This window comes from Myroides odoratus (genome assembly GCF_965118575.1).
Lineage (GTDB): Bacteria > Bacteroidota > Bacteroidia > Flavobacteriales > Flavobacteriaceae > Flavobacterium > Flavobacterium odoratum_B.
In genome coordinates this window covers 112,640-137,346 of the sequence record NZ_CBCPHW010000007.1, presented here as the reverse complement: position 1 = coordinate 137,346, position 24,707 = coordinate 112,640, and the positions used below count along the sequence as shown (strand labels likewise).

The 24,707-nt window shown below is 36.2% G+C and carries 16 protein-coding genes; 15 read left to right on the top strand and 1 reads right to left on the bottom strand.

Features of this window, described 5'->3' with window-relative positions; all coding sequences use genetic code 11:
- Positions 1 to 32: 32 nt before the first annotated feature.
- The 10 genes from ACMHJ2_RS07830 (at position 33) to ACMHJ2_RS07785 (ending at position 16,380) form a co-directional block, all read left to right on the top strand.
- Complete coding sequence (locus tag ACMHJ2_RS07830) at positions 33 to 4,373, top strand: CusA/CzcA family heavy metal efflux RND transporter (protein ID WP_413512398.1); 4,341 nt, start codon at positions 33 to 35, stop codon at positions 4,371 to 4,373.
- Positions 4,374 to 4,385: 12 nt separating this feature from the next.
- Entirely contained in the window at positions 4,386 to 5,564 is a 1,179-nt protein-coding gene (locus ACMHJ2_RS07825; protein ID WP_413512397.1) for an efflux RND transporter periplasmic adaptor subunit, read from the top strand.
- 178 nt (positions 5,565 to 5,742) lie between these two features.
- Positions 5,743 to 7,668: an LTA synthase family protein gene (locus tag ACMHJ2_RS07820; protein ID WP_413512396.1), complete on the top strand. Its 1,926-nt coding sequence runs from the start codon at positions 5,743 to 5,745 to the stop codon at positions 7,666 to 7,668.
- Between the two features lie 181 nt (positions 7,669 to 7,849).
- The gene (locus ACMHJ2_RS07815) at positions 7,850 to 9,463 is read left to right on the top strand and encodes a CTP synthase (protein ID WP_413512395.1); all 1,614 of its coding nucleotides are present in this window, start codon (positions 7,850 to 7,852) and stop codon (positions 9,461 to 9,463) included.
- A 47-nt stretch (positions 9,464 to 9,510) separates the two neighbouring features.
- Positions 9,511 to 11,409 (top strand): membrane protein insertase YidC, encoded by a 1,899-nt coding sequence (gene yidC / locus ACMHJ2_RS07810; protein ID WP_413512394.1) that lies wholly within the window; start codon positions 9,511 to 9,513, stop codon positions 11,407 to 11,409.
- A gap of 247 nt (positions 11,410 to 11,656) precedes the next feature.
- Complete coding sequence (locus ACMHJ2_RS07805; protein ID WP_413512393.1) at positions 11,657 to 12,436, top strand: hypothetical protein; 780 nt, start codon at positions 11,657 to 11,659, stop codon at positions 12,434 to 12,436.
- A gap of 322 nt (positions 12,437 to 12,758) precedes the next feature.
- Positions 12,759 to 13,382, top strand: coding sequence for an SCO family protein (locus tag ACMHJ2_RS07800; RefSeq protein WP_413512392.1), 624 nt, complete (start codon positions 12,759 to 12,761; stop codon positions 13,380 to 13,382).
- A complete protein-coding gene (locus ACMHJ2_RS07795; RefSeq protein ID WP_413512391.1) occupies positions 13,383 to 13,760 on the top strand; it encodes a hypothetical protein in 378 nt (125 codons plus the stop codon). It begins immediately after the preceding gene.
- 122 nt (positions 13,761 to 13,882) lie between these two features.
- Positions 13,883 to 14,749, top strand: coding sequence for an AraC family transcriptional regulator (locus ACMHJ2_RS07790; RefSeq protein ID WP_413512390.1), 867 nt, complete (start codon positions 13,883 to 13,885; stop codon positions 14,747 to 14,749).
- 215 nt (positions 14,750 to 14,964) lie between these two features.
- A complete protein-coding gene (locus ACMHJ2_RS07785) occupies positions 14,965 to 16,380 on the top strand; it encodes a serine hydrolase (RefSeq protein WP_413512389.1) in 1,416 nt (471 codons plus the stop codon).
- Between the two features lie 42 nt (positions 16,381 to 16,422).
- On the opposite strand, the gene ACMHJ2_RS07780 is transcribed toward ACMHJ2_RS07785, so the two are convergent.
- On the bottom strand, positions 16,423 to 16,533 hold the full coding sequence (locus ACMHJ2_RS07780) for a 30S ribosomal protein THX (protein ID WP_413512388.1): 111 nt from the start codon (positions 16,531 to 16,533) through the stop codon (positions 16,423 to 16,425).
- A 254-nt stretch (positions 16,534 to 16,787) separates the two neighbouring features.
- On the opposite strand from ACMHJ2_RS07780, the gene ACMHJ2_RS07775 reads away from it, so the two are divergent.
- The 5 genes from ACMHJ2_RS07775 to ACMHJ2_RS07755 all read left to right on the top strand — a co-directional run bounded on the left by ACMHJ2_RS07775 (position 16,788) and on the right by ACMHJ2_RS07755 (position 24,542).
- A complete protein-coding gene (locus ACMHJ2_RS07775; RefSeq protein ID WP_413512387.1) occupies positions 16,788 to 18,773 on the top strand; it encodes a thiamine pyrophosphate-dependent enzyme in 1,986 nt (661 codons plus the stop codon).
- Between the two features lie 27 nt (positions 18,774 to 18,800).
- Positions 18,801 to 19,754: a phosphoribosylaminoimidazolesuccinocarboxamide synthase gene (locus ACMHJ2_RS07770; RefSeq protein WP_413512386.1), complete on the top strand. Its 954-nt coding sequence runs from the start codon at positions 18,801 to 18,803 to the stop codon at positions 19,752 to 19,754.
- Between the two features lie 12 nt (positions 19,755 to 19,766).
- On the top strand, positions 19,767 to 20,402 hold the full coding sequence (locus ACMHJ2_RS07765) for a nitroreductase family protein (protein ID WP_413512385.1): 636 nt from the start codon (positions 19,767 to 19,769) through the stop codon (positions 20,400 to 20,402).
- A gap of 235 nt (positions 20,403 to 20,637) precedes the next feature.
- Positions 20,638 to 23,043: a thiamine pyrophosphate-dependent enzyme gene (locus ACMHJ2_RS07760; RefSeq protein WP_413512384.1), complete on the top strand. Its 2,406-nt coding sequence runs from the start codon at positions 20,638 to 20,640 to the stop codon at positions 23,041 to 23,043.
- Between the two features lie 233 nt (positions 23,044 to 23,276).
- Positions 23,277 to 24,542 carry an aminotransferase class I/II-fold pyridoxal phosphate-dependent enzyme gene (locus ACMHJ2_RS07755; RefSeq protein ID WP_413512383.1) on the top strand — a complete coding sequence of 422 codons (1,266 nt, stop codon included), beginning with the start codon at positions 23,277 to 23,279 and terminating at the stop codon, positions 24,540 to 24,542.
- Positions 24,543 to 24,707 lie beyond the last annotated feature (165 nt).

Sequence of the window (24,707 nt, the reverse complement as noted above, 5' to 3'; positions counted from 1 at the left end):
AGGGCTTTATTCACGTTTATATTTATACAAAGATGCTAGATAAAATCATTCAGTTTAGTATCCGAAACAAATTCATAATTGGCCTTTTCGTACTGGGACTTATCGCAGTAGGAAGTTATTCGCTCGTGAATTTGCCGATGGATACCCAGCCTGATATTACCAACAATCAGGTGCAAATTATTACAAGCTCACCAACCTTAGCCACGCAAGAGGTGGAGCAATTTATTACCTATCCCATTGAACAAGCGGTAAAACCCATCCCAAATATCACAGAACTCCGTTCGATTAGTCGTTTTGGATTAAGTGTGGTAACGGTTGTTTTTACAGAAGATACAGATATCTATTGGGCTAGAACTCAGATTAGTGAAAAGCTTAAAGCCGCGGAAGAAGTTATTCCCAAAAATGTGGGAACTCCAGAATTAGCTCCTGTAAGTACAGGACTTGGAGAAATTTATCAATATGTGGTCTATGCCCAAGAAGGGTATGAGGATCAGTATAATAGCATGGATCTTCGCACCATTCAAGATTGGATTATTAAACCCCAATTAATCGGCGTAAAAGGGGTAGCGGAAGTCAATACCCTTGGTGGACATCTCAAGCAATATGAGGTAGCTGTTCAGCCTGATCGCTTAAAAAGTATGAATACCTCTATTATTGAAATATTTGATGCTTTAGAACAAAATAATGAAAATACAGGAGGTGCCTATATCGATAAAAAACCCTATGCTTATTTTATTCGAAGTATTGGAATGGTGCAATCCATAGAAGACATTGAGAAAATTGTCGTCAAAACGGTGAATGGTTCCCCAATTTTAATCCGCGATGTAGCAGAAGTCAAAATTGGCAGCAGTATTCGATACGGCGCTGTTACCAAAGATGGCAAAGGAGAAGATGTAAGCGGTATGGTGATGATGCTCAAAGATTCCAATACCCAAGAAGTAGTGAAATTGGTCAAAGAAAAAATGACTCAAATTGAAAAAACACTACCCGAAGGTGTGGCTATTGAAGCTTTTATTGATCGCACAAAATTAATTGACAAAACCGTAAGCACGATTCAAACTAATTTGATTGAAGGCGCCTTAATTGTCGTTTTCGTTTTGGTCTTGCTTTTAGGTAATTGGCGCGCAGGACTTATAGTGGCTTCCGTTATACCCCTGTCTTTGCTATTTGCTATCAGTTTGATGAAGTTATTTGGTGTAAGTGGTAACCTAATGAGTTTAGGAGCGATTGATTTTGGTTTAATTGTCGATGGAGCCGTTATTATTGTAGAAGCCATTGTGCATCGCTTACATATCGGCAAGCAGCGGAAAATTACCCAAAAAGAAATGAATGAAGAGGTATATAAAGCCGCCTCTAAAATTAGAACTAGTGCCTCCTTTGGTGAATTGATTATCTTAATTGTCTATTTGCCTATTTTAGCGCTAACAGGCATAGAAGGAAAAATGTTTGGTCCCATGGCAATGACCGTATCTTTTGCCATCTTAGGAGCTTTTATCCTTTCTCTTACCTACGTGCCTATGGCATCTTCGCTATTTCTAAAGAAAGAAATGGGGAAAGTAAAACCCAATTTTAGCGATAAATTAATTGATAAATTATATCGCTTTTATAAACCTATTTTGGAAGGAGCCTTTCGCTTCAAGCGATTAGTTTTGGTCATTGCTTTTGGTTTATTTGCTTTAGCTTTAGTTGTTTTCAGTAGAATGGGGGGAGAGTTTATCCCTACGCTAGATGAAGGGGATTTAGCGACCCATATTATTATATCATCGGGTAGTTCCCTGTCACAAGAAATCGAAACAACAACCAAAGCGGAACAAATCCTAATGGATAACTTCCCTGAAGTAAAGATGGTTATCTCAAAAATTGGAAGTGCCGAAATTCCAACGGATCCTATGCCGATGGAAGCCGCAGATATGATTATCGTGTTGAAAGACAAAAAAGAATGGACCTCTGCGAAAACCAAAGCGGAACTCATCGATAAAATGGAGGAAGCACTAGAGCAAATACCCGGTGTTACCACCGAGTTTTCTCAACCCATTCAAATGCGTTTTAATGAATTAATGACTGGCGTTCGAAGTGATGTCGCTATTAAAGTCTTTGGCGATGATTTGGAGCGTTTGGCAAGTATAGGCGATGAGATTAATGGTCTGATTGCAACTATTCCTGGCGTATCTGCACCCAAATTAGAACGCGTAACGGGTTTACCGCAGATTTCAATTAAATACGACAAAGATAAACTAGCGTTATATGGCTTAAAAATTGCCGATATCAGTCAGATTATTCGCGCGGGATTTGCAGGTGAAACAACCGGATTGGTTTATGAAGGTGAAAAGCGCTTTGATTTGGTCGTTCGCTTAGATCAGGCGTCTAGATCTGATATTGATAACCTCAAAAACTTCTTCATTCCTTTGGCAGATGGGCAGCAAATTCCCCTAAGTCAAATTGCAGATATTGATTATGAAGATGGTCCTCAGCAAATTAGTAGGGAAGATGGACGACGACGCATTGTGTTGGGATTCAATGTTAAAGAGCGTGATGTTAAGAGTGTGGTACACGATATTCAAGAGCAATTAGACCGCAAACTAAAACTCCCTGAGGGGTATTATATTACCTACGGGGGGCAATTTGAAAATTTAGTCGAAGCAACCAATCGCTTATTGATTGCTGTGCCGATTGCCTTGGCTTTAATTTTTGTTTTGCTGTATTTTACGTTTAAATCTGTCAAGCAATCACTTCTTATTTTTACGGCAATTCCGCTATCTGCCATTGGAGGAGTAGCCGCTTTGTGGTTGAGAGATATGCCTTTTAGTATATCCGCAGGGGTTGGATTTATTGCTCTTTTTGGTGTGGCAGTATTGAATGGAATCGTATTAATAGGTCAATTTAATCAACTAAAAGAACAAGGAATGGGTTTATATGAACGAATTATAGAAGGTACCAAAATACGCTTGCGACCTGTAATATTAACGGCTGCTGTAGCTTCTTTGGGATTCCTACCCATGGCTTTGAGTACAAGCGCAGGTGCTGAAGTACAAAAACCCTTGGCAACCGTAGTGATTGGAGGATTAATAACAGCAACCTTATTGACGTTGCTTGTATTGCCTATTATCTATTATTATGAAGAAAGAGGATTTCGCAAAAGACCAAAAGCAACGGGCTTAGCTGTATTAACTCTTTTGTTTACCTTAACTGCGGTACAGGCTGAAGCGCAAGAGACTACTACGCTTTCACTGCAACAAGCTTTAGAATTAGCCCGTGAAAATAACCAAAGTTTAAAAGCGGCTAAAGCCCATGTGTTGAGCCAAGAACAAAGGAGAAAAACGGCGTATGATATCCCTAAAACAGAAGTGTCAACAGGATTTGGTTATTTGAATGGAAAAAACCAAAAAGATATTAGTTTAACGGTGAGCCAATCGCTGAGTCCTTTTACCTATGGAAAGAAGAAAACTATTTTGCAAAAAGAGTATGAAAGTGCACAGCTTCAAGTAGAAGGAAAGGTAATAATGCTTGAATTTGAGATTAGACAAACGTGGGAAAACATCCTATATGCTCAATCCAAGAAAAAACTATTAGAGCAGCAATTTACCTTATTGAAAGCCTTTTCCAAATCAGCGAGATTGCGATATGAAACGGGGGAAACGACTTTGATGGAAAGCAATGTTGCCCAAGCAAAAGAACAGGAAATCAGCGTTATATTGACCCAAAACAATACCTTTTTACAAAATGAAAAATCAAAAATTAAGACGTATTTGAATTTGGAAGGCAATTTTGAGTTGGTGGAGCAAGACCTAATCTACGATGAACACGACCCTTGGTCAGACTTGAATTTAGATGAAAACAATAGCTTGCAAATGGCAGAAAAGGAGATAGAACGCGTGGAAGCCGCTCAGAAATTAGAGAAATCACTGTTGTTGCCAGATATTACCCTGGGATACTCGATTGAGTCAGAAGCAGGATTGCGTGCGAATGGAACGAATTACGGCAGAGAATTGCGCATCCCCAGTTATACGGTTGGAATCGCTATTCCTATCTTTTTTGGTAGTCAAGCAAAAAAAATTAAAGCAATGAAGTACAGTGTAGAGCAGGTGGAATTAGAAAAAAGCTATTTGCATAAACAATTGAGTGAATCGGTTCAGCAGCAATTGGAAATTATTCGCGCACAACAATCGGTTATTGATTATTATAAAGATAATGCTTTGTTAAATGCGTCTATTATTCAAGATCACGCCAATAAATCCTACAACAATGGAGATATCTCCTATGTGGAATATATCCAATCTGTCGAAACCGCTTTAAACATCCAGATTAATTATTTAGAGGCAGTATTGCAATATAATTTAGGACACAATGCCCTTCATTATTTAGTTAACCAATAATTCGAATTTAAAATGAAAAGAATATATATCGCTTTACTTGCGCTTGGAACTGTTTTCTTTGTGAGTTGTCAAGATAAAAGCTCAACGGTAGCAACAGAGGAAACGCAGGAATCCGAGCACGAAGAAAGTACAAAGAAAGAGGTAGAGTTAAACAACGCCCAAAAGCAAGCCGCTGGTATTGTAATGGGGCAGTTGGAGAATAAGAATCTGACGGATGTGATTCAAGTAAGTGGGCAAACGGAATTACCGCCTCAAAATCAGGCCGATGTCACTACTTTTTTAAGTGGAACGGTAACTCAAATTCTCGTTAATATTGGAGATAGAGTAACCAAAGGACAAGTATTGGCTCTTGCGGACAGTCCTGAGTTTATCAAACTACAAGAAGAATATCAAATTTCAAAAAACAATTTAGAGTATTTGGAATTGGAGTACAAAAGACAACAAACCCTGCGAGCAGAAAATGTCAATTCAGAAAAAACCTATCAAAAAACAAAGGCAGAGTTAAATATTGAAAAGTCGCGGTATCAATCGCTGACCAATCAATTGACGGTATTAGCAGTAAGTCCAAATTCCATGTCGCGCACGCTAAAAATTGTAGCGCCGATTAGTGGAAATGTAGCGGCTATTCCCATCCGCATAGGAACGAATATGATTAATGGACAGTTGTTGTTTTCTTTGGTAGACAATTCAAAAATACACCTGGATTTAAAGATTTACGAAAAAGATCTTCCCTATGTGCACGAAGGTCAAAAAGTGTCTTTTAATTTAACAAATATCAATAAATCAGAAGTAACCGCTACGATTTTTAGTATTGGAAAAGCATTTGAGCCCGGAACAAAAACCGTGATTGCTCATGCGAATATCGATCAGGTACCGGATAATCTAATACCTGGATTATATGTAAATGCGTTGATCGATATCGGAGCTAAAACCGTAAGTGCTTTACCTAATGATGCTCTTGTAAAAGCAGATGGAAGAACGTTTATCTTTGTTGCTGATACAACAGAAGAACACACGGCACATTTCCATTACCAGCGAATTGAAGTGAAAACAGGCGTAAAAGAATTGGGCTTTACGCAAGTAGATATTTTGGAAGAATTGCCTGAAAAGTACAGTATTGTCATACAGGGCGCCTATTATTTACAAAGCCACTTGATTAAGAATGAAGGGGGTGGAGGGCATAGCCATTAAAATACACATGTAAAAAACTCGTCTCGCAGAGACGAGTTTTTTATTTTATACGCAGGAGAAAGTTATTGGTCTGAACACATCAAATTCGGTTCTTTTTATAAAAGAATTGCCTCATTCATAGCTAAAGCCCTAGAAATAATTAAATTTGTATTTCAATCTTTAAAAATCAAAACTTATCATGCTTACAAATCGCTTCAGATTAAACGAAATGTTGGTATTTGCCTATCGACTTTTTTTAGCCTTCTTTTTTTACTTTTTAGCGCGCGTTTTATTCTATGTATACAATAGTGATTTGCTGGCTGTTGATTCTGTAGGTCAATTTTTAACCTTGGCTTATCATGGCTTGACCTTTGATAGAATGGCTATTTTCTATGTGAATAGTTTGTTTATTATCTTGTCAATTCTGCCGATTTTTAAAACCACTTCCAAAGGCTATCAGAAAGTAGTCTTTTGGAGTTATATCATCCCGAACTTATTGGCCTATGCCACGAATTTTATTGATTTCATTTACTATCGTTTTATCTATGCACGTACGACAATTGCTGTATTCGATAGCTTAGAACACGAATCCAATAAGGGACAATTATTTTTAAACTTTTTAGTTAATTACTGGCATGTATTTGCTTTGTGTATAGCACTTTGTGTTTTGTGGGTCTATTTATACAAACGCATTAGCTTTTCCAGACCTCTTGAATTGGGTAGCAAGAGAAATTATTTTGTATCTAGTGCAATTATTTTTGTTTTAGTAGTCGTTGGTTTTATCGCAGGAGTACGTGGAGATTTAAAGAAAACAACAAGACCCTTAAATATTATTGATGCAAACCGCCATGTAGAAAAACCAGAGCATGCCGATATTGTTTTGAATACGCCTTTTGCCATCTTGCGTACGATTGGAAAAACGAGCTTCAAGAAAGTAGAGTACATGGATGAAGCAACCCTAAATCACTATGTAAGCGGAACGAAGCAATATTATTCTACTGATCCGTCTAAGCCGAATATTGTCTTGTTTATCACAGAGAGTTATGCTAGAGAATACCTAGGTGCATTTAATGTGGACCTAAATATTCCCAACTATAAAAGTTATACGCCTTTCCTGGACTCTTTAGCCCAACATAGTTTGATTTTTCCCAATGCATTTGCCAACGGATATAAGTCTATTCACGGGGTGTCTTCCGTTATTGCGGGAATTCCCTCTTTCAAAGATGCTTTTACCTCTTCACCTTTTCCCAAACAAAAAATAGAATCCTTAGTTTCTACCTTGAAATCGCAAGGCTATGATACGTCCTTTTTTCATGGAGCACCGAATGGTTCTATGGGCTTTTTGGGATTCGGCAATATTCTGGGGTATGATCATTATTATGGAAAAACAGAATACAACAACGATGATGATTTTGATGGAACTTGGGGTATTTGGGATGAACCTTTCTTCCAATATATGCGTCAAACGTTGAATGAGAAAAAACAACCTTTTTTCGCTACTTTATTTACGGTTTCTTCCCATGAACCTTTCCAGGTACCTAGTGCATATAAAGACAAGTTTCCCAAGGGTAATCAACCGATTCACCAAACGGTTGGCTATACGGATTATGCCTTTAAACGCTTTTTTGAAGAAAGTAGTAAAGAACCGTGGTTTAAAAATACCATTTTCATCATTACCGCAGATCACACCAATCAAATTGATTATGATGAATATAGAAAATTAGTGAATCGTACAGCCGTTCCGATTTTATTCTATACCGCTGATGAACGTTACAAAGGCGTAAATAAAACCTTGGCACAACAGATTGATATCTACCCGACTGTATTGGATATGATCGGCTATAATAAGCCGTTTAGAAGTTGGGGACGTAGTCTGTTAAATGACACCTTGGTTCAGCCTTTTACCATCAATTATGGAGCTAATGAGTATACCTATCAAGAAGGGAATTACATCTGTAGATTTAACGGAAAAGAAGTAACTGGATTTTATGCCATCGACGATAAAGGATTAGAGAAAAATCTAATCAAACACAAGAATAAAGAAATGGAACAAGTGGAAATGAAAGCCAAGGCTTTTATTCAAGATTACTTCAATCGCATTATCGATAAACGCCTCGATAAGTAAGTTTTTTATTACAGCGAAGCCTTGAAAAAAACGCAATCTAGATCGATTTAATACGCTAACCGCTTTATATAGAAACGACTAAATTTTATGGTTATTTTACGACTTTTAAAATTAGAAGAATAGCTTTAAAAGTTGTATTTTTGCCAAGTTTTATTCTTTACAACACAACAAATACATATAAATGAGACAAGCTAAGTATATTTTCGTAACAGGAGGGGTAACGTCTTCCTTAGGAAAAGGAATTATAGCAGCATCGCTGGCAAAATTGTTGCAAGCGAGAGGTTATTCAGCAACAATTCAAAAATTTGATCCTTATATTAATGTGGATCCAGGTACACTAAACCCGTATGAACATGGGGAGTGTTTCGTAACAGACGATGGAGCAGAGACAGATTTGGATTTAGGTCACTATGAAAGATTTTTGAATGTTCCAACTTCTCAAGCCAACAACGTAACTACGGGTCGTGTGTATTTATCAGTTATTGAGAAAGAAAGAAGAGGAGAGTTTTTAGGAAAAACCGTTCAAGTAGTTCCTCATATTACCAATGAAATTAAAGAGCGTATGCAGTTGCTTGGTAAAACAGGTGATTACGATATTATCATTACTGAAATTGGAGGTACTGTAGGAGATATTGAATCTTTACCTTATATTGAATCTGTCCGTCAGTTACTATGGGAATTAGGCGATAACAACGCGATTGTTGTTCACCTTACTTTAGTACCGTATCTGGCAGCGGCAGGGGAGTTGAAAACAAAGCCAACCCAGCATTCTGTGAAAACATTAATGGAAAGTGGAATCAAAGCAGATATCTTGGTTTGTAGAACAGAACATAATTTAAGTGCTGAAATCCGTCAAAAATTGGCCCAATTCTGCAATGTAAAACCAGAGGCGGTAATCCAATCTATTGATGCGGAAACTATTTATGATGTTCCGAATTTAATGCTAGAAGAAGGATTAGATAAAGTAGCCTTAAAACGCTTAGACTTACCAGAAAAACAAACGCCAGATTTAGTTAAATGGAATGAATTTATTCACCGTTTAAAATTTCCAAATCACATTGTAAATATTGGATTAGTAGGAAAATATGTAGAATTACAAGATTCCTATAAATCAATTTTAGAAGCGCTTGTGCATGGAGGTGCTGAAAACCAAACGAAAGTGAATATTATTTCAATTCAGTCAGATTTGATTTCAGCGGCTAATGTCAGTGAGAAAATGAAAAATTTAGATGCTATTTTAGTAGCACCTGGATTTGGATCTCGTGGTATCGAAGGAAAAATCGAAACAGTAAAATACGCAAGAGAAAATAAAATTCCCTTCTTGGGAATTTGTTTGGGTATGCAAATGGCTGTTATTGAGTATGCCAGAAATGTACTAGGCTATCAATCAGCAAATACAACCGAAGTAAATGAAAGTACACAATATCCTGTAATTACTTTTATGGAAGACCAAAAAGATATTACAGACAAAGGCGGTACTATGCGTTTAGGAGGCTGGGATTGTAAACTAAAAGAAGGTTCTAAAGTATTCGATATCTATGAAAATAGCCTCATCAATGAACGTCACCGTCATAGATATGAATTCAATAACCAATATTTAGAAGACTTTGAGAATGCAGGCTTAACCGCTTCAGGTTGGAATCCAGAAACGGGATTAATTGAAATTATAGAATTGGATTCACATCCTTTCTTTATTGGTGTTCAATTTCACCCAGAATACAAAAGTACGGTAGCCAAACCGCACCCACTTTTTGTTCATTTTGTAAAAGCAGCTATTGCCTATAAATCAAATTAAGCAATAGACTTTTTATATAACAAATTTTATCACTTACAAATTAAGTAATGGAAGGAAAAAAATTAGATCGTAACAGTATTATCGGCTTTGTAATTATTGCAGGATTGCTTATTTGGATGATGTTGAATAACATCAACAAAGAGCAAGATTCAATACAAAAAGATACTGAATTAGCACAGAAAGAGACTATTAAAAAAGAACAATCCGCTACCTTTGAAGAAGCCCTTCAAAAGCCAGTAGCAGGAGATTCTTTACAATCTGAACAAGTTCGTGCTACATTTGGTCCTTTTGCTTATAGTGCGATGTTACCAGCAGCTAAAGGAGGAACTACAACATTAAAAACGGATTTACTTACAATTGAAGTTGATAATAAAGGGGGGAAATTAGCCCAAGTAGTTGTAAATAAATTCAAGAGATTTAGCAAAAAATCGGAGGAGATTGTTACTTTGATTAAAGATCACAACGCGAAATTTAATTTACAATTATATACCAACGACAACCGAGTATTCAATACAGAAGACTTGTATTTTGAACCAATTTTGACCAAAGAAGGGGAGAATCAAGTATTGACGATGCGCTTAAAAGCTTCTGAAACGGAGTTTTTAGAATATCGTTATGTATTGAAACCAGATGAGTATATGCTCGATTTCTCTATCCGTACCCAAGGATTGAGCAAAATTGTTGATGCTTCTAAAACCCCACAGTTAAACTGGGAAATGAAAACGTACCGCAATGAAAAAAGTATTGCATACGAAAATAGATACGTGCGTTTGTACTATGAACATGAAAAAGGCAAAGACAATAACTTGAGCGAATCGAGTAAAGATGATACCAAAGAGCTAAAAGATGTTTCATACATCGCTTACAAGCAGCACTTCTTCACGTCTATCCTATTGACCAATAAGAATTTTGATACGGCTACTTTAAATACGAAAAATTTAGTAAATGATGAAAAAGTAGATACGGTTTTTACAAAACAATTTGCAAGTACAATTCCGTTGAATTATACCAATGGTGAATTGAATTACGATATGAATTGGTATTTTGGTCCTTCTGACTTTAAAATATTAAAATCATACGAACGCAATTTAGATAATATCGTTCCTTTAGGATGGGGTATTTTTGGATGGATGAACCGTTTCTTGTTTATTCCCGTATTTGGATTTTTAACTAGTTTCTTGCCGTATGGTATTGGTATTATTGTATTGACAATTCTAGTTCGTTTGTTTACTTCACCTTTGACTTATAAATCGTATGTTTCTCAAGCGAAGATGAAAATGATTCGCCCAGAGGTTACAGAATTAAACGAAAAGTTTAAGAATGACCCAATGAAGAAACAACAAGAAACCATGAAATTGTATTCTAAAGCAGGTGTAAACCCGATGGCCGGATGTATTCCAGCCTTGTTGCAGATTCCGATTTTCTATTCTTTGTTTCAATTCTTCCCGTCTTCTTTTGATTTAAGACAGAAGAGCTTCTTATGGGCAGATGATTTATCGTCGTATGACTCGGTATTACAATTGCCATTTCATATTCCATTCTATGGAAATCACGTGAGTTTATTCCCATTATTAGCTTCAGTTGCTATTTTCTTCTATATGAAGATGACAACAGGAGATCAACAAATGGCGCAACCAACGCAAGAAGGGATGCCAGATATGAGTAAAATCATGAAGGTAATGATTTATGTATCGCCATTGATGATGTTGTTCTTCTTTAATAACTATGCTTCAGGTTTGAGTTTGTACTACTTTATTTCTAACTCAATTACAATTGGTATTATGTATGTAATTAAAAATCACATTGTAAAAGACGAAAAGATTAAAGCGACAATCGAAGAAAATAAAACCAAAAAGCGTCCACAAGGAAAATGGCAGAAAAAAATGCAAGATATGATGGAACAAGCGCAAGAACAACAACGCTTGAAAGATAACAATAAGAAATAAGTAATTAGAATATAAAGATGAATGAGGCTGTCCGAAAAGACAGCCTTTTTCTTTTTGTATTTTTTGGGATTAACTTTTATACGCCTATATTTTCCGCAAAGGGATATACATTGGCTGACAACATCGTTCTAAATACCTGTTTTCCTAAAACAAAGCGAATAGTACCTCTACAAATACAAAGATATATTTTGTTTAAAAAAGCCAATAGATTGCATATTATTGTTATTTTTGACAAAATTTATATTTTATGAAAAAATTAATACTTTTTAGCTTTTTAGGAGCTGCGACATTAATGAATGCACCAATACATGCACAAGAAAAAGTAAAATTCACAAAAGAACAGTTAAAAATGATGGATGATGAACTATTCGATGAAATGTTTGTCGGTGTCAGTTCTAAAAAGAATTCAACTCTTGTCCTTAAAGATGGAACTAAAAAAGAAGGTTCTGTTTCTGGAATAGATAGAAAAAAAGGTCAAATTACATCCATCAAAATGAAAGATGCTTCAGGTAAAAAAATAGAATACAAAGCGGATGAAATCGAAGAGATGTATTTACCTATTGCTGGATTAGTCAAGGGAGCTAAAGTAGCTAACTATTTTGGCAATACCAGAAACTGGGGCAGTAAAAGCTTAAGTAAATCAACCAATCCTGATGAAGTTTATGTAAAAAACATTAAAGCTTCATTAAAAAACAAGAAAACTGAAAAAGAATTCTTGATGCAATTAATCAATCCAAGCTTCAGTAGTCAAATTGAAGTGTATGCTGATCCAACGGCTGCTGAAACATCATCTATTAGCTTTGGTGGAGGACCTAATATCGGTGGAGGAGTTATTAAATCGTATTACGTTAAAAAAGGAGAGGAAGTGATCTGGCTTAAAAAAGGAGAATTTGAAGAAAACTACAACTTCCTTTTTGGGGATAATCAAGAATTTCTACAAAAATTCCCATACAATTCAATTAAATGGGACCATTTAAGCTACCTAATAGCTGAATACACAAAAATGGCAGAAGAGAAAAACTCATAAATTCACAAAAGAAGGTGCCCCAAATGAAGGGCACTGAAAAACTATATTAATAATGAGAAAAGAGCATTTTTACCGTAAAATGCTCTTTTCTGTTTTTACCATCCATTATACTAGCCACGCTGTATGTCATGCTACTTGCAGTGAAGCATCGCATTGGTTACTCATATTGTAGACCTATAGGATGCCTTTCGTGCCCTCAGTGTAATTACTGTGTAAGTGGTGGTGTATGTAAGTGGTGGGTGTATATAAAGCAACCCTGTTGCTTCTGAAATTGCTATACTTTTTCTAGTACACGTTGTGCTTTTTTTCGTACTTTTACCCCATGAAATGGTTCGTATCTTTTCTTGTGATTTTTCTTGTATTCGCTTGCTCCAACGAAGTGAAGCAATTGCCATATTTGGGTAATCATACGGAAGAGGTTTCTCCTACTGGAGAAAAAATAGAAAAGTACTATACAATTCCCGCGTTTTCTTTTTTAAATCAGGATAGTCTTACAGTTGCGAATCAAACTCTTGCTGGGCAACTATATGTAGCGGATTTTATCTTCTTGCAATGTCCTACCATTTGTCCCAAGATGAATGTAGAGATGAAAAGGGTATATGATGCATTTTTAGATAAAGAAAATGTACGTTTTGTTTCCTATACCATAGACCCTAAAAATGATTCCATTCCCTTGCTCAAAGCCTATAGTGAATCTTTAGGTGTTGATTCAAAGAAATGGCATTTTTTACATGGCGATGAAAGGGAAATACACCGTTTAGCCGAGGGCTATTTTATGCAGGCGTATCAAGAAACAAACGCCCCTGGCGGATATGCCCATAGTGGTGGATTTCTATTGATTGACGGAAAACAACACATTCGCGGTGTGTATGATGGTACGAATCCAACGGATGTAAATCGATTGATTAGCGATCTTCGCCTTTTAGTAAATGAACCCGTAAAATAAATGAAAAAGAGTGTTTTACTTCTTTTATTGCTTTCTTTTATTTACCAAAATACGTCTAGTTTTTGGATACTAACTTCATTTTATATCAATCAAACCTACATTGCCGAAAATATTTGTATTAATCGCTTTGATGCTATTCCCATCTGTTATGGAAGCTGTTACCTCCAACAAGAATTATCTCAAGATTCAGACAATAAGAGGGAACTTCCCGTTTTCAAAAGCAAAGAAATTCAACCGCTATTTAGTCAATTTCAGGGATATGAACCCTATGTAGTTGCGCTAGTGCCTACGGATCAGACCGTCTATCCCTCGTACCACAATACGTTAACGCACACTACTTTTATTTTTTCTGTTTTTCAACCACCGGAAATAGCTTAACTATCTCCAAATAAAAGTCTATTGTTTTGTTGGTCAGCAGCTTATTTTGTTTTGTCAAGAGGCAAGTGATGCAGCAGATAAAAGACGTAGAAAATCAAGTTGAAAATTTAAAAATTTAAGTTATGCAAGCGAATAAACTACCCGTTTGCAATATTGGTTTATTTAATCCTTCCAATGAACTTTGGATGGAATCAATTGCGGGGGTATTGATCAAATACCCTATTTTAGAATCTCCCCACAGCACTACTTTTTATTTACTTGTAAGTGTGGAAAGAGGAGAGGGCGTGCTTGTTATTGATCAGGATAAAATTCACCTATGTGCAGGACAAGTGCTGATAATCAAACCAAATTGCATTAATCAAATAACGTTCAAAGCTGAAACAACAGGAACCCTTATTGGTTTTACCCCTGATTTTTTCTCTTTGCGTTACAACACCAATGTTTTACATCAGTTTTCATTTTTTAATGAAGTCAATTATACCGTTTTAACCCTGCAAAAGAACAAAGTTGAGTCGATGTTGTTTTTGCTAGGTCAGATGTTAGAAGAGTGTAGAGTTAAAAATATCGCTTCTCAAAAAGTATTGCGTTCCTATCTCAATATTTTATTGATTGAGTTAGACCGTATGTACATCCCTATTCAGGCCGTGAAAGTACACAGTGCTGTAAATGATAAAATACAGAAATATCAACTGTTGATTGAAAAGCATTTTAAAACCCACAAAATGCCTTCAGAATACGCAGAAATGCTCCATATTAGCACCAATTATCTCAATAAAATTTGCCGGACTATCTTGGGTCAAACGTCAGGAAATCTCATTAAGAAGCACATTATTCTCGAGGCTAAGCGCCTGTTGAATTATACGACCAATTCGATTAGTGAAATAGCGGATGAATTAGGGTTTGAACACGCGTCCTATTTTGTGACTATTTTTAAGAAAGCAACCAATCAAACCCCCGAGCAATACAGAAAAAATCAAAGAGTAGCTTAATTGAATTGAATACAAGGCTTTTAGGGAATACTGAAAATTACAGCTGAAAATTAGCAAAGAGGAAGGGGTTAATTATTTTGTTACTTCAACGAAGTAAAGAGGTGAAAAGTAAGCCTTTTATTTCTTCTTTTCCGCGATAAATGCTTTCATTTTGTTAAAAGTATTAGGGATTCATTTCGAATTGACTACCTTTAATTTTAATAAAGTAAAAAGATATGATTTTAAAGCGTTTGCTATTGCTTTTTTGTTTTTTAGGTGGTTTACTAAGTGTGGAAGCACAGAACCGGTTGGATCAGGTGATGGAGGTTTTTATGGAAGATTACAATACAAGTAATTACGACAAATTTTACCATCGCTTTTCAGAATCTCTCCAAAGTAGAGTGCCTTTTAATACCGTAGAAGCGTTTTTTGATGAAATGAAGCAAAATTTAGGTTCTATTGTGAATATTGAATATTATGGGGTTAATGATGACCAAACCCCCTTATTTAAGGCACAATTTGAAAAGGATACTGCGATTGTCAATTTGGCTTTTGATGAGGAGGCAAATATTGTAGGTTTTCGAATCTTAGATTACGTCAATAGAGAAGATCTAAAACGCGAATTGGCGGGAAAAACGATAGAAGATATTATCCGTGAAAATGGCTTGCTTCTTCCGGATCAGACACAATTAGCCATGGCTGTTGTAAAGGAGGGGCAAGTAACGTATTATGGATTTAAAAAGAATAAGGACGAATTAATTGCCCTTGACAATAAAAAAAGACTTTTTGCTTTGGGAACTTTCGCTTCTATTTTTACCAATACTATTTTGGCGCAAGCTGATGTTGAAGGTAAAGTGAAGGTATGGGACGATATCAATGCCTATTACCCACAGCCGTTTAAAGACACGTTGTCCTTTTCATTTGCTTCTTTAGCTAATGGTGCGGCGATGTTGCCATTTTTTCCCAAAATTACCTTGGTAAAAGACGATTGGAAAAACAAGAAAAAGAGAGATAACCCAAAGATAGGTAATGCTTCTATTGCTAATTATTTAGCGGAAGATCTTATGTTAGATACACTAGCAACAAGAGGCCGATTTTCAATTTTTGGCATCAGCGTGTTAGGGGATGCACTAGCTCGGGTTTACCAAGAACCCTATGCGAAGCTCTTTCAGACGAAGATTGTAGATCACTATGATTTACAGTCTACACATTTGATAAAAGGCAAGCGAACAAAAGTAGTTGAATCTGTGGGTAAGGTTGACCTAGGGTTGGATGATAAAGCGAATTATATCGATATTTTCCTACCTTCAACACAAGGGTATTCAACGATTGAAGATCTATCCAAATACGTGCAGGCGTATTTTGATCCCGCTTATCCGGAATTAGCTTTAATGCAAAAACCAACCACGATGGTTACCTCGGATGATTGGATAAGCTTAGGATGGCGATTGAATTTCTTTGGAACGAAAGAATCGCTCTTTTTTCACCGGGGAATAGATGTAGCTTATGCGAACTTTGTTAGTTTTAGCCCAGATAGAAAAGAAGCCGTAATTTTATTAACCAATAGTTCTACGGATGATGTGATTCAGATAATTGAAAATATAAGTTTTCAAATTTGGTCAAAATTAGTCTTAGAAGATTTAGAATCCTAATAAAAAAGGAGCTGATGTTTAATCAGCTCCTTTTTTATTGCATTATACTTTTGATGTATTAGGTTTTTGTTTGTTAGCCTTTCTAGGTCTTTTTCGACCATATGATTTATTTACGATCTTACCTCTTCTTGTTTTTAAATCTCCTTTTCCCATAGTTCTAAATTAAAGTTTAACATTCGTTCCTCCAAGATACGGATTTTAAATGGACAATGAGCCTTTATAAATTTAAAATGGTAATAATCAGTTTTTTACAAAATAAAAATAAACCGACCGACTAGTGGAAAACGGTGAAAATAAATCCAAAATAACAACCTGTAAAAAAGGATTATTTTTTGGCATTAAATGTTGGATAAATTAGTTTGTAGAGTTGTTTTTAAGCCTTATTTTAGTGCCCTTTAAAACCAATTATGAAACATATAGATTATAACCGAAAAGACCTATCCGATCAAACGTTAATTGATTTGTATAAAAGGCTATTGAAACCAAGAATGATAGAAGAGAAGATGCTTATTTTAATCCGTCAAGGAAAAGTGTCGAAATGGTTTTCTGGAATTGGACAAGAAGCGATATCTGTAGGTATTGTGGCTGCTTTAGAAAACGATGAGTATGTATTGCCTATGCATCGTAATCTAGCTGTTTTCACTTCTAGAGATATTCCTTTGCATCGTTTATTTTCACAATGGCAAGGGAAAGGAAATGGTTTTACAAAAGGGAGAGATCGTTCTTTCCACTTCGGAACACAAGAATTTAATATTGTAGGTATGATTTCCCATTTAGGCCCACAATTGGGTGTGGCTGATGGGATCGCCTTAGCACATAAATTGCGCAAGCAAAAGAAAATTACGGCTGTATTTACGGGAGAAGGAGCCACTTCAGAAGGAGACTTTCACGAGGCCTTAAATGTGGCTTCAGTATGGGATTTACCTGTTTTATTTGTCATTGAAAATAACGGCTATGGTTTATCTACCCCAACAAACGAACAATACCGTTGTGAGCGTTTAGCAGATCGCGGGATTGGCTATGGCATGGAAAGTTATACCCTTGAGGGGAATGACATTTTAGAAGTATATACGAAAGTGAATGAATTAGCGCAATCCATGCGTGAAAATCCACGACCAGTTTTACTTGAATTCCTAACGTTTAGAAGAAGAGGGCATGAAGAGGCTAGTGGTACAAAATACGTCCCACAAGAATTAATGGATGAATGGGAAAAGAAAGATCCAGTAGAAAATTACCGTGCTTATTTAAGTGAGATTGGTGTACTGACGAATGAACTAGATGAGGAAATCAGAAAATCGTTTAAGCAGGAAATAGATACCGATTGGAAATTGGTACAAGAGGAAGCGCCGATCACGGCTAATTTGGAAACGGAATTAACAGATATGTATGCTCCTTTTACGTATGAGCATGTTGAACAAGGAACAGAAACAAAAAATATTCGCCTTATTGATGCTATTTCAGAAGGGTTAAAACAATCCTTTGAAAAGCACCCTGAATTGATTATTATGGGTCAAGATATCGCTGAATATGGTGGGGCATTCAAAGTAACCGATGGATTTGTAGATTTATTTGGCAAAGAGCGCATTAGAAATACACCGATTTGTGAAAGTGCTATTGTTTCTGCTGCAATGGGGTATTCAATCAATGGTGGAAAAGCCATCATGGAGATGCAATTTGCAGATTTCGTATCTACCGGTTTTAATCCGATTGTCAATTACTTGGCAAAAGTTCACTACCGCTGGAATGAAAAAGCAGATGTCGTGGTGCGTATGCCTTGTGGGGGTGGAACTCAGGCGGGGCCTTTCCATTCACAGACCAATGAAGCTTGGTTTACCAAAACGCCAGGGTTAAAAGTAGTTTACCCTGCTTTCCCAGTTGATGCAAAAGGATTGATGAATACAGCTATCAACGACCCAAATCCAGTTGTGTTTTTTGAGCATAAACAATTGTATAGAAGTATCTATCAAGAAGTGCCTTCAAACTATTATACCATTCCATTTGGTCAAGCAGCGTTGCTTAAAGAGGGAACGGATGTAACGATTATCTCCTTTGGTGCTGGAGTGCATTGGGCACTAGAAACATTAGAGAAACATCCAGAGATCAAAGCGGATTTAATCGATTTGCGTACGTTGCAACCTTTGGATGAAGAAACGATCTTTAAATCAGTAAAGAAAACAAATAAAGTTATAATTTTGCAAGAAGACTCTATGTTTGGAGGTATTGCAAGTGATCTATCAGCGATGATTATGGAGAATTGTTTTGAATATTTAGATGCTCCAGTAAAAAGAGTAGCGAGTATCGAAACAGCGATTCCATTTGTGAAAGCTTTAGAAGATCAATACCTACCTAAAGGTAGATTTGAGACTGCGCTTTTAGATTTATTAGCGTACTAAATAGGAAGAACTACACAACATACATATATGAGTAACACAATCACACAAACTAATTTTAAATTTCCAAACCAAAAAAGTGTATATCACGGTAAGGTAAGAGAAGTTTATACCATAGCAGATCAAGTTTTAGTTATGGTTGCAACCGATCGTTTATCTGCTTTTGACGTGATCATGCCTAAAGGGATTCCTTATAAAGGACAAATTTTGAATCAAATAGCAACACGATTCATGAAAATGACCGAAGATATTGTACCGAACTGGCTCTTGGCTACTCCGGATCCCAATGTTGCTGTAGGACATATTTGTGAGCCTTTTAAGGTTGAAATGGTAATTCGTGGCTACTTAGCGGGACATGCTGCTAGGGAGTATAAAGAAGGAAAACGCGTATTGTGTGGTGTAGCTTTGCCAGAAGGATTGCAAGAGAATGACAAATTGCCTCAACCTATTATTACCCCTTCAACAAAAGAAGAATTGGGGTTACATGATGAAGATATCTCTAGAGAGGACATCTTAGCACGTGGCATCGTTTCTGAAGCGGATTATCTTGTTTTAGAGCAGTATACACGCGCTTTATTTCAAAGAGGAACTGAGATTGCTGCGGATAGAGGGTTGATTTTGGTGGATACGAAATATGAATTTGGCAAAACCCAAGAAGGTAAGATTGTGTTAATTGATGAAATTCATACGCCTGATTCTTCGCGTTATTTTTATGCAGAGGGCTATGAAGAACGTCAGGCAAAAGGAGAATTGCAAAAGCAATTGTCGAAAGAGTTTGTGCGTCAATGGTTAATTAACAATGGTTTTCAAGGCAAAGAAGGGCAAGTTGTTCCAGAGATGTCAGAGGATTACATTCAGTCCATCTCTGAGCGTTATATTGAATTGTATGAACATATTTTAGGAGAGCCTTTTGTCAAAGCAGATGTTTCGGCTATTGAACAAAGGATAGAGTCCAATGTATTGGCTTTTTTAGCTAAAATTTAAAGTTGATAAGTTATGAGGTTACTAGATAATTTAAAATGGCGTTATGCTACAAAACGCTATAATAACAAAGTTAAATTAGAAGATTCTCAGGTGATGCAAGTGGTTGAAGCAGCTCGTTTGGCACCTACTTCTTCTGGATTACAGCCTTTTGAAATGATTTTAATTAAAAATCAAGAAGTAAAAGAACAGTTATTTCCGATTGCCATGAATCAAATGCAAATCAAAGAGTGTTCACACCTTTTGGTTTTTGCAGCTTGGGACAGTTATACGGACCAAAGAGTAGATGCTGTTTTTGATAATATGGAAGCTATTCGAGAATTGCCGAAAGGCGAAATGAATGAGTTCAAAAATAGTATCAAGGCGAATTTCAATGCTAAAACCGAAGAACAACAATTTGAACATGCAGCAAGACAAGCTTATTTGGCTTTTGGAATTGCGATTGCAGCCGCCGCAGAATTGAAAATTGACGCTTCTCCAATGGAAGGGTTCCACAATGATCAATTGGATGCGTTTTTAGGTTTAGACAAAAAAGGACTGAAGAGTGTTACTATTTTAGCACTAGGAGAAAGAGATCCTGAGAATGACTGGCTGATGCCAATGAAAAAAGTACGATTTGCTATGGCGTCCATGTTGACTGTTATAGACTAAGATAAAAAAAGCCTTTGTTGAACGAACAAAGGCTTTTTTGTTTATATTCTGTTGAGGATTTACTAATCAAATGCTTTTTTTTAAGATATGATTTTTATATTCTCATTTTTTTTGGTTTATTCCTTTATAAAAATCAAAAAACCCAAGTACTAATTCACAATATTCCTTTGGATTATATTAGCTTTTTTGTTTGGATTATTTTATATTCGTATCCTGTAAAATATTAGGTTACGCGATGAGTCAAAATAAAAAAAACACAGCGCTTTCTTTTGAAGATTTTAAGAAAGAGGTTATTCAAGATTATACAATTGCTAAGATCAGTAGAGAATGTAGTTTACTAGGTCGTCGTGAAGTTTTAACGGGTAAGGCTAAGTTTGGGATATTTGGAGATGGAAAAGAGGTACCTCAGTTAGCAATGGCTAAAGCTTTTCAAAATGGAGATTTCAGATCTGGTTACTACCGAGATCAAACCTTTATGATGGCAATTGGTCAGTTAAATATCCAACAGTTTTTTGCTGGTTTATTTGGTGATGCCAATATTGAAAATGACCCAATGTCTGGTGGACGTCAAATGGGAGGGCATTTTGCTACACACAGTTTGGATGAAAATGGAAAATGGAAAAAGCTAACAGCACAGAAAAATTCAAGTGGTGATATTTCTCCAACGGCAGGACAAATGCCGAGATTACTTGGACTTGCACAGGCTTCAAAATATTATAGAGCACTACCTGAAGCAGATAAAAACCAACAATTTTCTATCAGTGGAAATGAAGTTGCTTGGGGAACAATTGGAAATGCTTCAACATCAGAAGGACTATTCTTTGAGACAATCAATGCTGCAGGAGTATTACAAGTTCCTATGGTAATGAGTGTTTGGGATGACCAATATGGAATCTCTGTTCATGCAAAATATCAAACAACGAAAGAAAATATTTCTGAAATTTTAAAAGGTTTCCAACGGGATGAATTTGGAAATGGCTATGAAATTTTAAGAGTCAAAGGATGGGATTATCCTGCTTTAGTAGAGACGTATGCGAAAGCTTCTCAAATAGCTAGAGAAGAGCATGTTCCTGTTTTGATTCACGTACAAGAATTAACACAACCTCAAGGGCATTCAACTTCAGGTTCTCATGAGCGTTACAAAAGCAAAGAGCGCTTAGCTTGGGAAGTGGAACAAGATTGTATTTTACAAATGCGAAATTGGATGTTAGAAGCCAATATCACAACTGTAGAAGAATTGGACGCTTTGGATAAAGACCTTAAAAAACAAGTTTTAGAAGGAAAAAAACAAGCGTGGAGAAACTATGTAGATCCAATTGTTGCAGAACAAAATGAATTAATTGCGGTTTTACAACAAATTGCAAATCAAAGCCCAAATAAAGTGTTTATTGAAAAACACATCGCTGACTTACAAGGTATAAAGGAGCCTATTCGCCGTGATGTTTTATCTGTAGCACGTAAAGTTTTGCGCTTGATTATTCAAGAGAGTAGCAAGTCTATATTAGTTCAATTTATTGAAAAATACTATGCGCAGGTACAACCAAAATACAGCTCTCATTTATTTTCAAGTTCAGATGAAAAAGCACAACAAGTTGCAGCAGTTGCTCCAACCTATGATGCGAATGCAGAGGAAGTAGATGCGCGTATTATCTTGAAAGACAACTTTGATTATATCTTAGGGAACAATAAAAAAGTAACCATTTTTGGGGAGGATTCAGGTACTATTGGAGACGTGAACCAGGGATTGGAAGGTTTGCAAGAAAAACACGGTGTAGAACGTGTAACCGATACAGGAATTCGCGAGGCAACGATTTTAGGCCAAGGAATTGGGATGGCCATGCGTGGTTTACGTCCAATTGCAGAAATCCAATATTTAGACTATTTGTTGTATGCGATTCAAATTATGAGTGATGATTTGGCTACGCTTCAATATAGAACTGTTGGACGCCAAAAAGCACCTTTAATTGTTCGTACACGTGGACACCGTTTGGAAGGAATTTGGCATTCAGGTTCGCCAATGGGAATGATTATCAACGCGATACGCGGAATGCATGTTTTAGTTCCTAGAGATATGACTAAAGCCGCTGGTTTTTATAATACACTATTGGAAAGTGATGAACCCGCGCTATTGATTGAGTGTTTAAATGGGTACCGTTTAAAAGAGAAGATGCCTAATAATATTGGCCAATTCAAAACGCCAATTGGCGTAGTTGAAACTATCAGAGAAGGAAAGGACGTAACGATTCTCTCTTATGGTTCAACTTTGCGTATTATTGAACAAGCTGCCAAAGAATTAATGGAAGTGGGTATTGATATCGAAATTATTGATGCACAGTCTTTATTGCCTTTTGATATTAATCACGATGTCGTGAAGAGTTTGGCTAAAACAAATCGCTTATTGGTAGTAGATGAAGATGTGCCAGGAGGAGCTTCGGCTTACCTATTGCAACAAGTTTTAGAAGTGCAAAAAGGATATCGCTATTTAGATAGTGAACCACAAACCTTAACTTCAAAAGAGCATAGACCTGCTTATGGAACAGATGGAGATTACTTTAGTAAGCCATCCGCAGAAGATGTTTTTGAAAAAGTATATGCTTTAATGCATGAAGTTAATCCAACTAAGTTTCCAAAATTGTATTAATATATAAGTGAAAACCTCTCAATTTGAGAGGTTTTTATTTATTTGATAATTTTAGTGTATGAATTGTGTATTTTAAAACTATTTTTTTAAATTGTATATTATAAAATTCTATTCGTTTTTGAGAAAAGAGGAGTAGAAAATTATCTATAATTGAATAAATTCTCTTTAATTTATTATGAAAGCATACAAAATATGAGTAATTTTGCATTTGTTTTTTTAAACATAGTTATATTATGGTAAATGATTTATTTGACAGAATACAGAAGAATAAAGGACCTTTAGGAAAATGGGCGTCACAAGCTGAAGGATATTATGTTTTTCCAAAACTAGAAGGACCTTTATCAAATCGTATGATGTTTCATGGAAAAGAAGTAATCAATTGGAGTATCAATGATTACTTAGGGTTGTCAAATCATCCAGAAGTAAGAAAAGTAGATGCTGAGGCAGCTGCTGAATATGGTGCAGCCTATCCAATGGGAGCTCGTATGATGTCAGGACATACAACGATGCATGAACAACTTCAAGATGAGTTAGCTGCTTTTGTACAAAAAGAAGCTGCTTATTTGTTAAACTTCGGTTACCAAGGAATGGTGTCTATTATCGATGCCTTAGTAACGAAGAATGACGTAATTGTATATGATGTTGATTCACATGCTTGTATAATTGATGGTGTGCGTTTGCATATGGGAAAACGCTTTACGTATAAGCACAATGATATTGAGAGTCTTGAAAAGAACTTAGAGCGTGCTACAAAAATGGCTGAAACCACAGGTGGCGGTATTTTAGTAATTACGGAAGGAGTATTCGGTATGCGCGGGCAACAAGGTAAGTTGAAAGAAATCGTTGCTTTAAAGGGAAAATATAACTTTAGACTACTTGTAGATGATGCACACGGTTTTGGTACCTTAGGGGCAACTGGAGCTGGAGCTGGAGAAGAACAAGGATGTCAAGATGACATTGATGTTTACTTTTCTACTTTTGCAAAATCAATGGCTAGTATTGGGGCATTCGTTGCTGCAGATAAAGCTATTATTGATTATTTAAAATACAATCTTCGTTCTCAAATGTTTGCTAAATCATTGCCAATGATTTTTACAATGGGAGCTTTAAAACGTTTGGATTTATTGCGTACACAACCAGAGCTTAAAGCTAAGTTATGGGAAAATGTCAATGCACTTCAAAATGGATTAAAAGACAGAGGATTTAATATTGGTGATACAAACACATGTGTTACACCGGTTTATCTAGAAGGAAGTATTCCTGAAGCCATGGTGTTGGTAAATGATTTACGTGAGAATTACAATATTTTCTTGTCGATTGTTGTATATCCGGTTATTCCAAAAGGGATTATCTTATTGAGAATGATTCCTACATCCATGCATACGATGCAAGATATAGAAGAAACCTTAGCGGCTTACGAAGGAATCCGCGAAAAATTAGAAAATGGGACGTATAAACAGATCGCTTCTGAAACGACAGTGGATGTGTCTAACGCTTAAACATACTAAAAAAACTCGAAACTTAGTTTCGAGTTTTTTTTTGTATAGGCCAAAGAGGGTTAAAACCGATGCTATGAAGTACTTTATAAAATAATAGTTAAGGACTGTAGGTTTGTGTATGTTGGCGTTTAGAATTGCTAAAAGCACGACTTACTAGATGAGAGT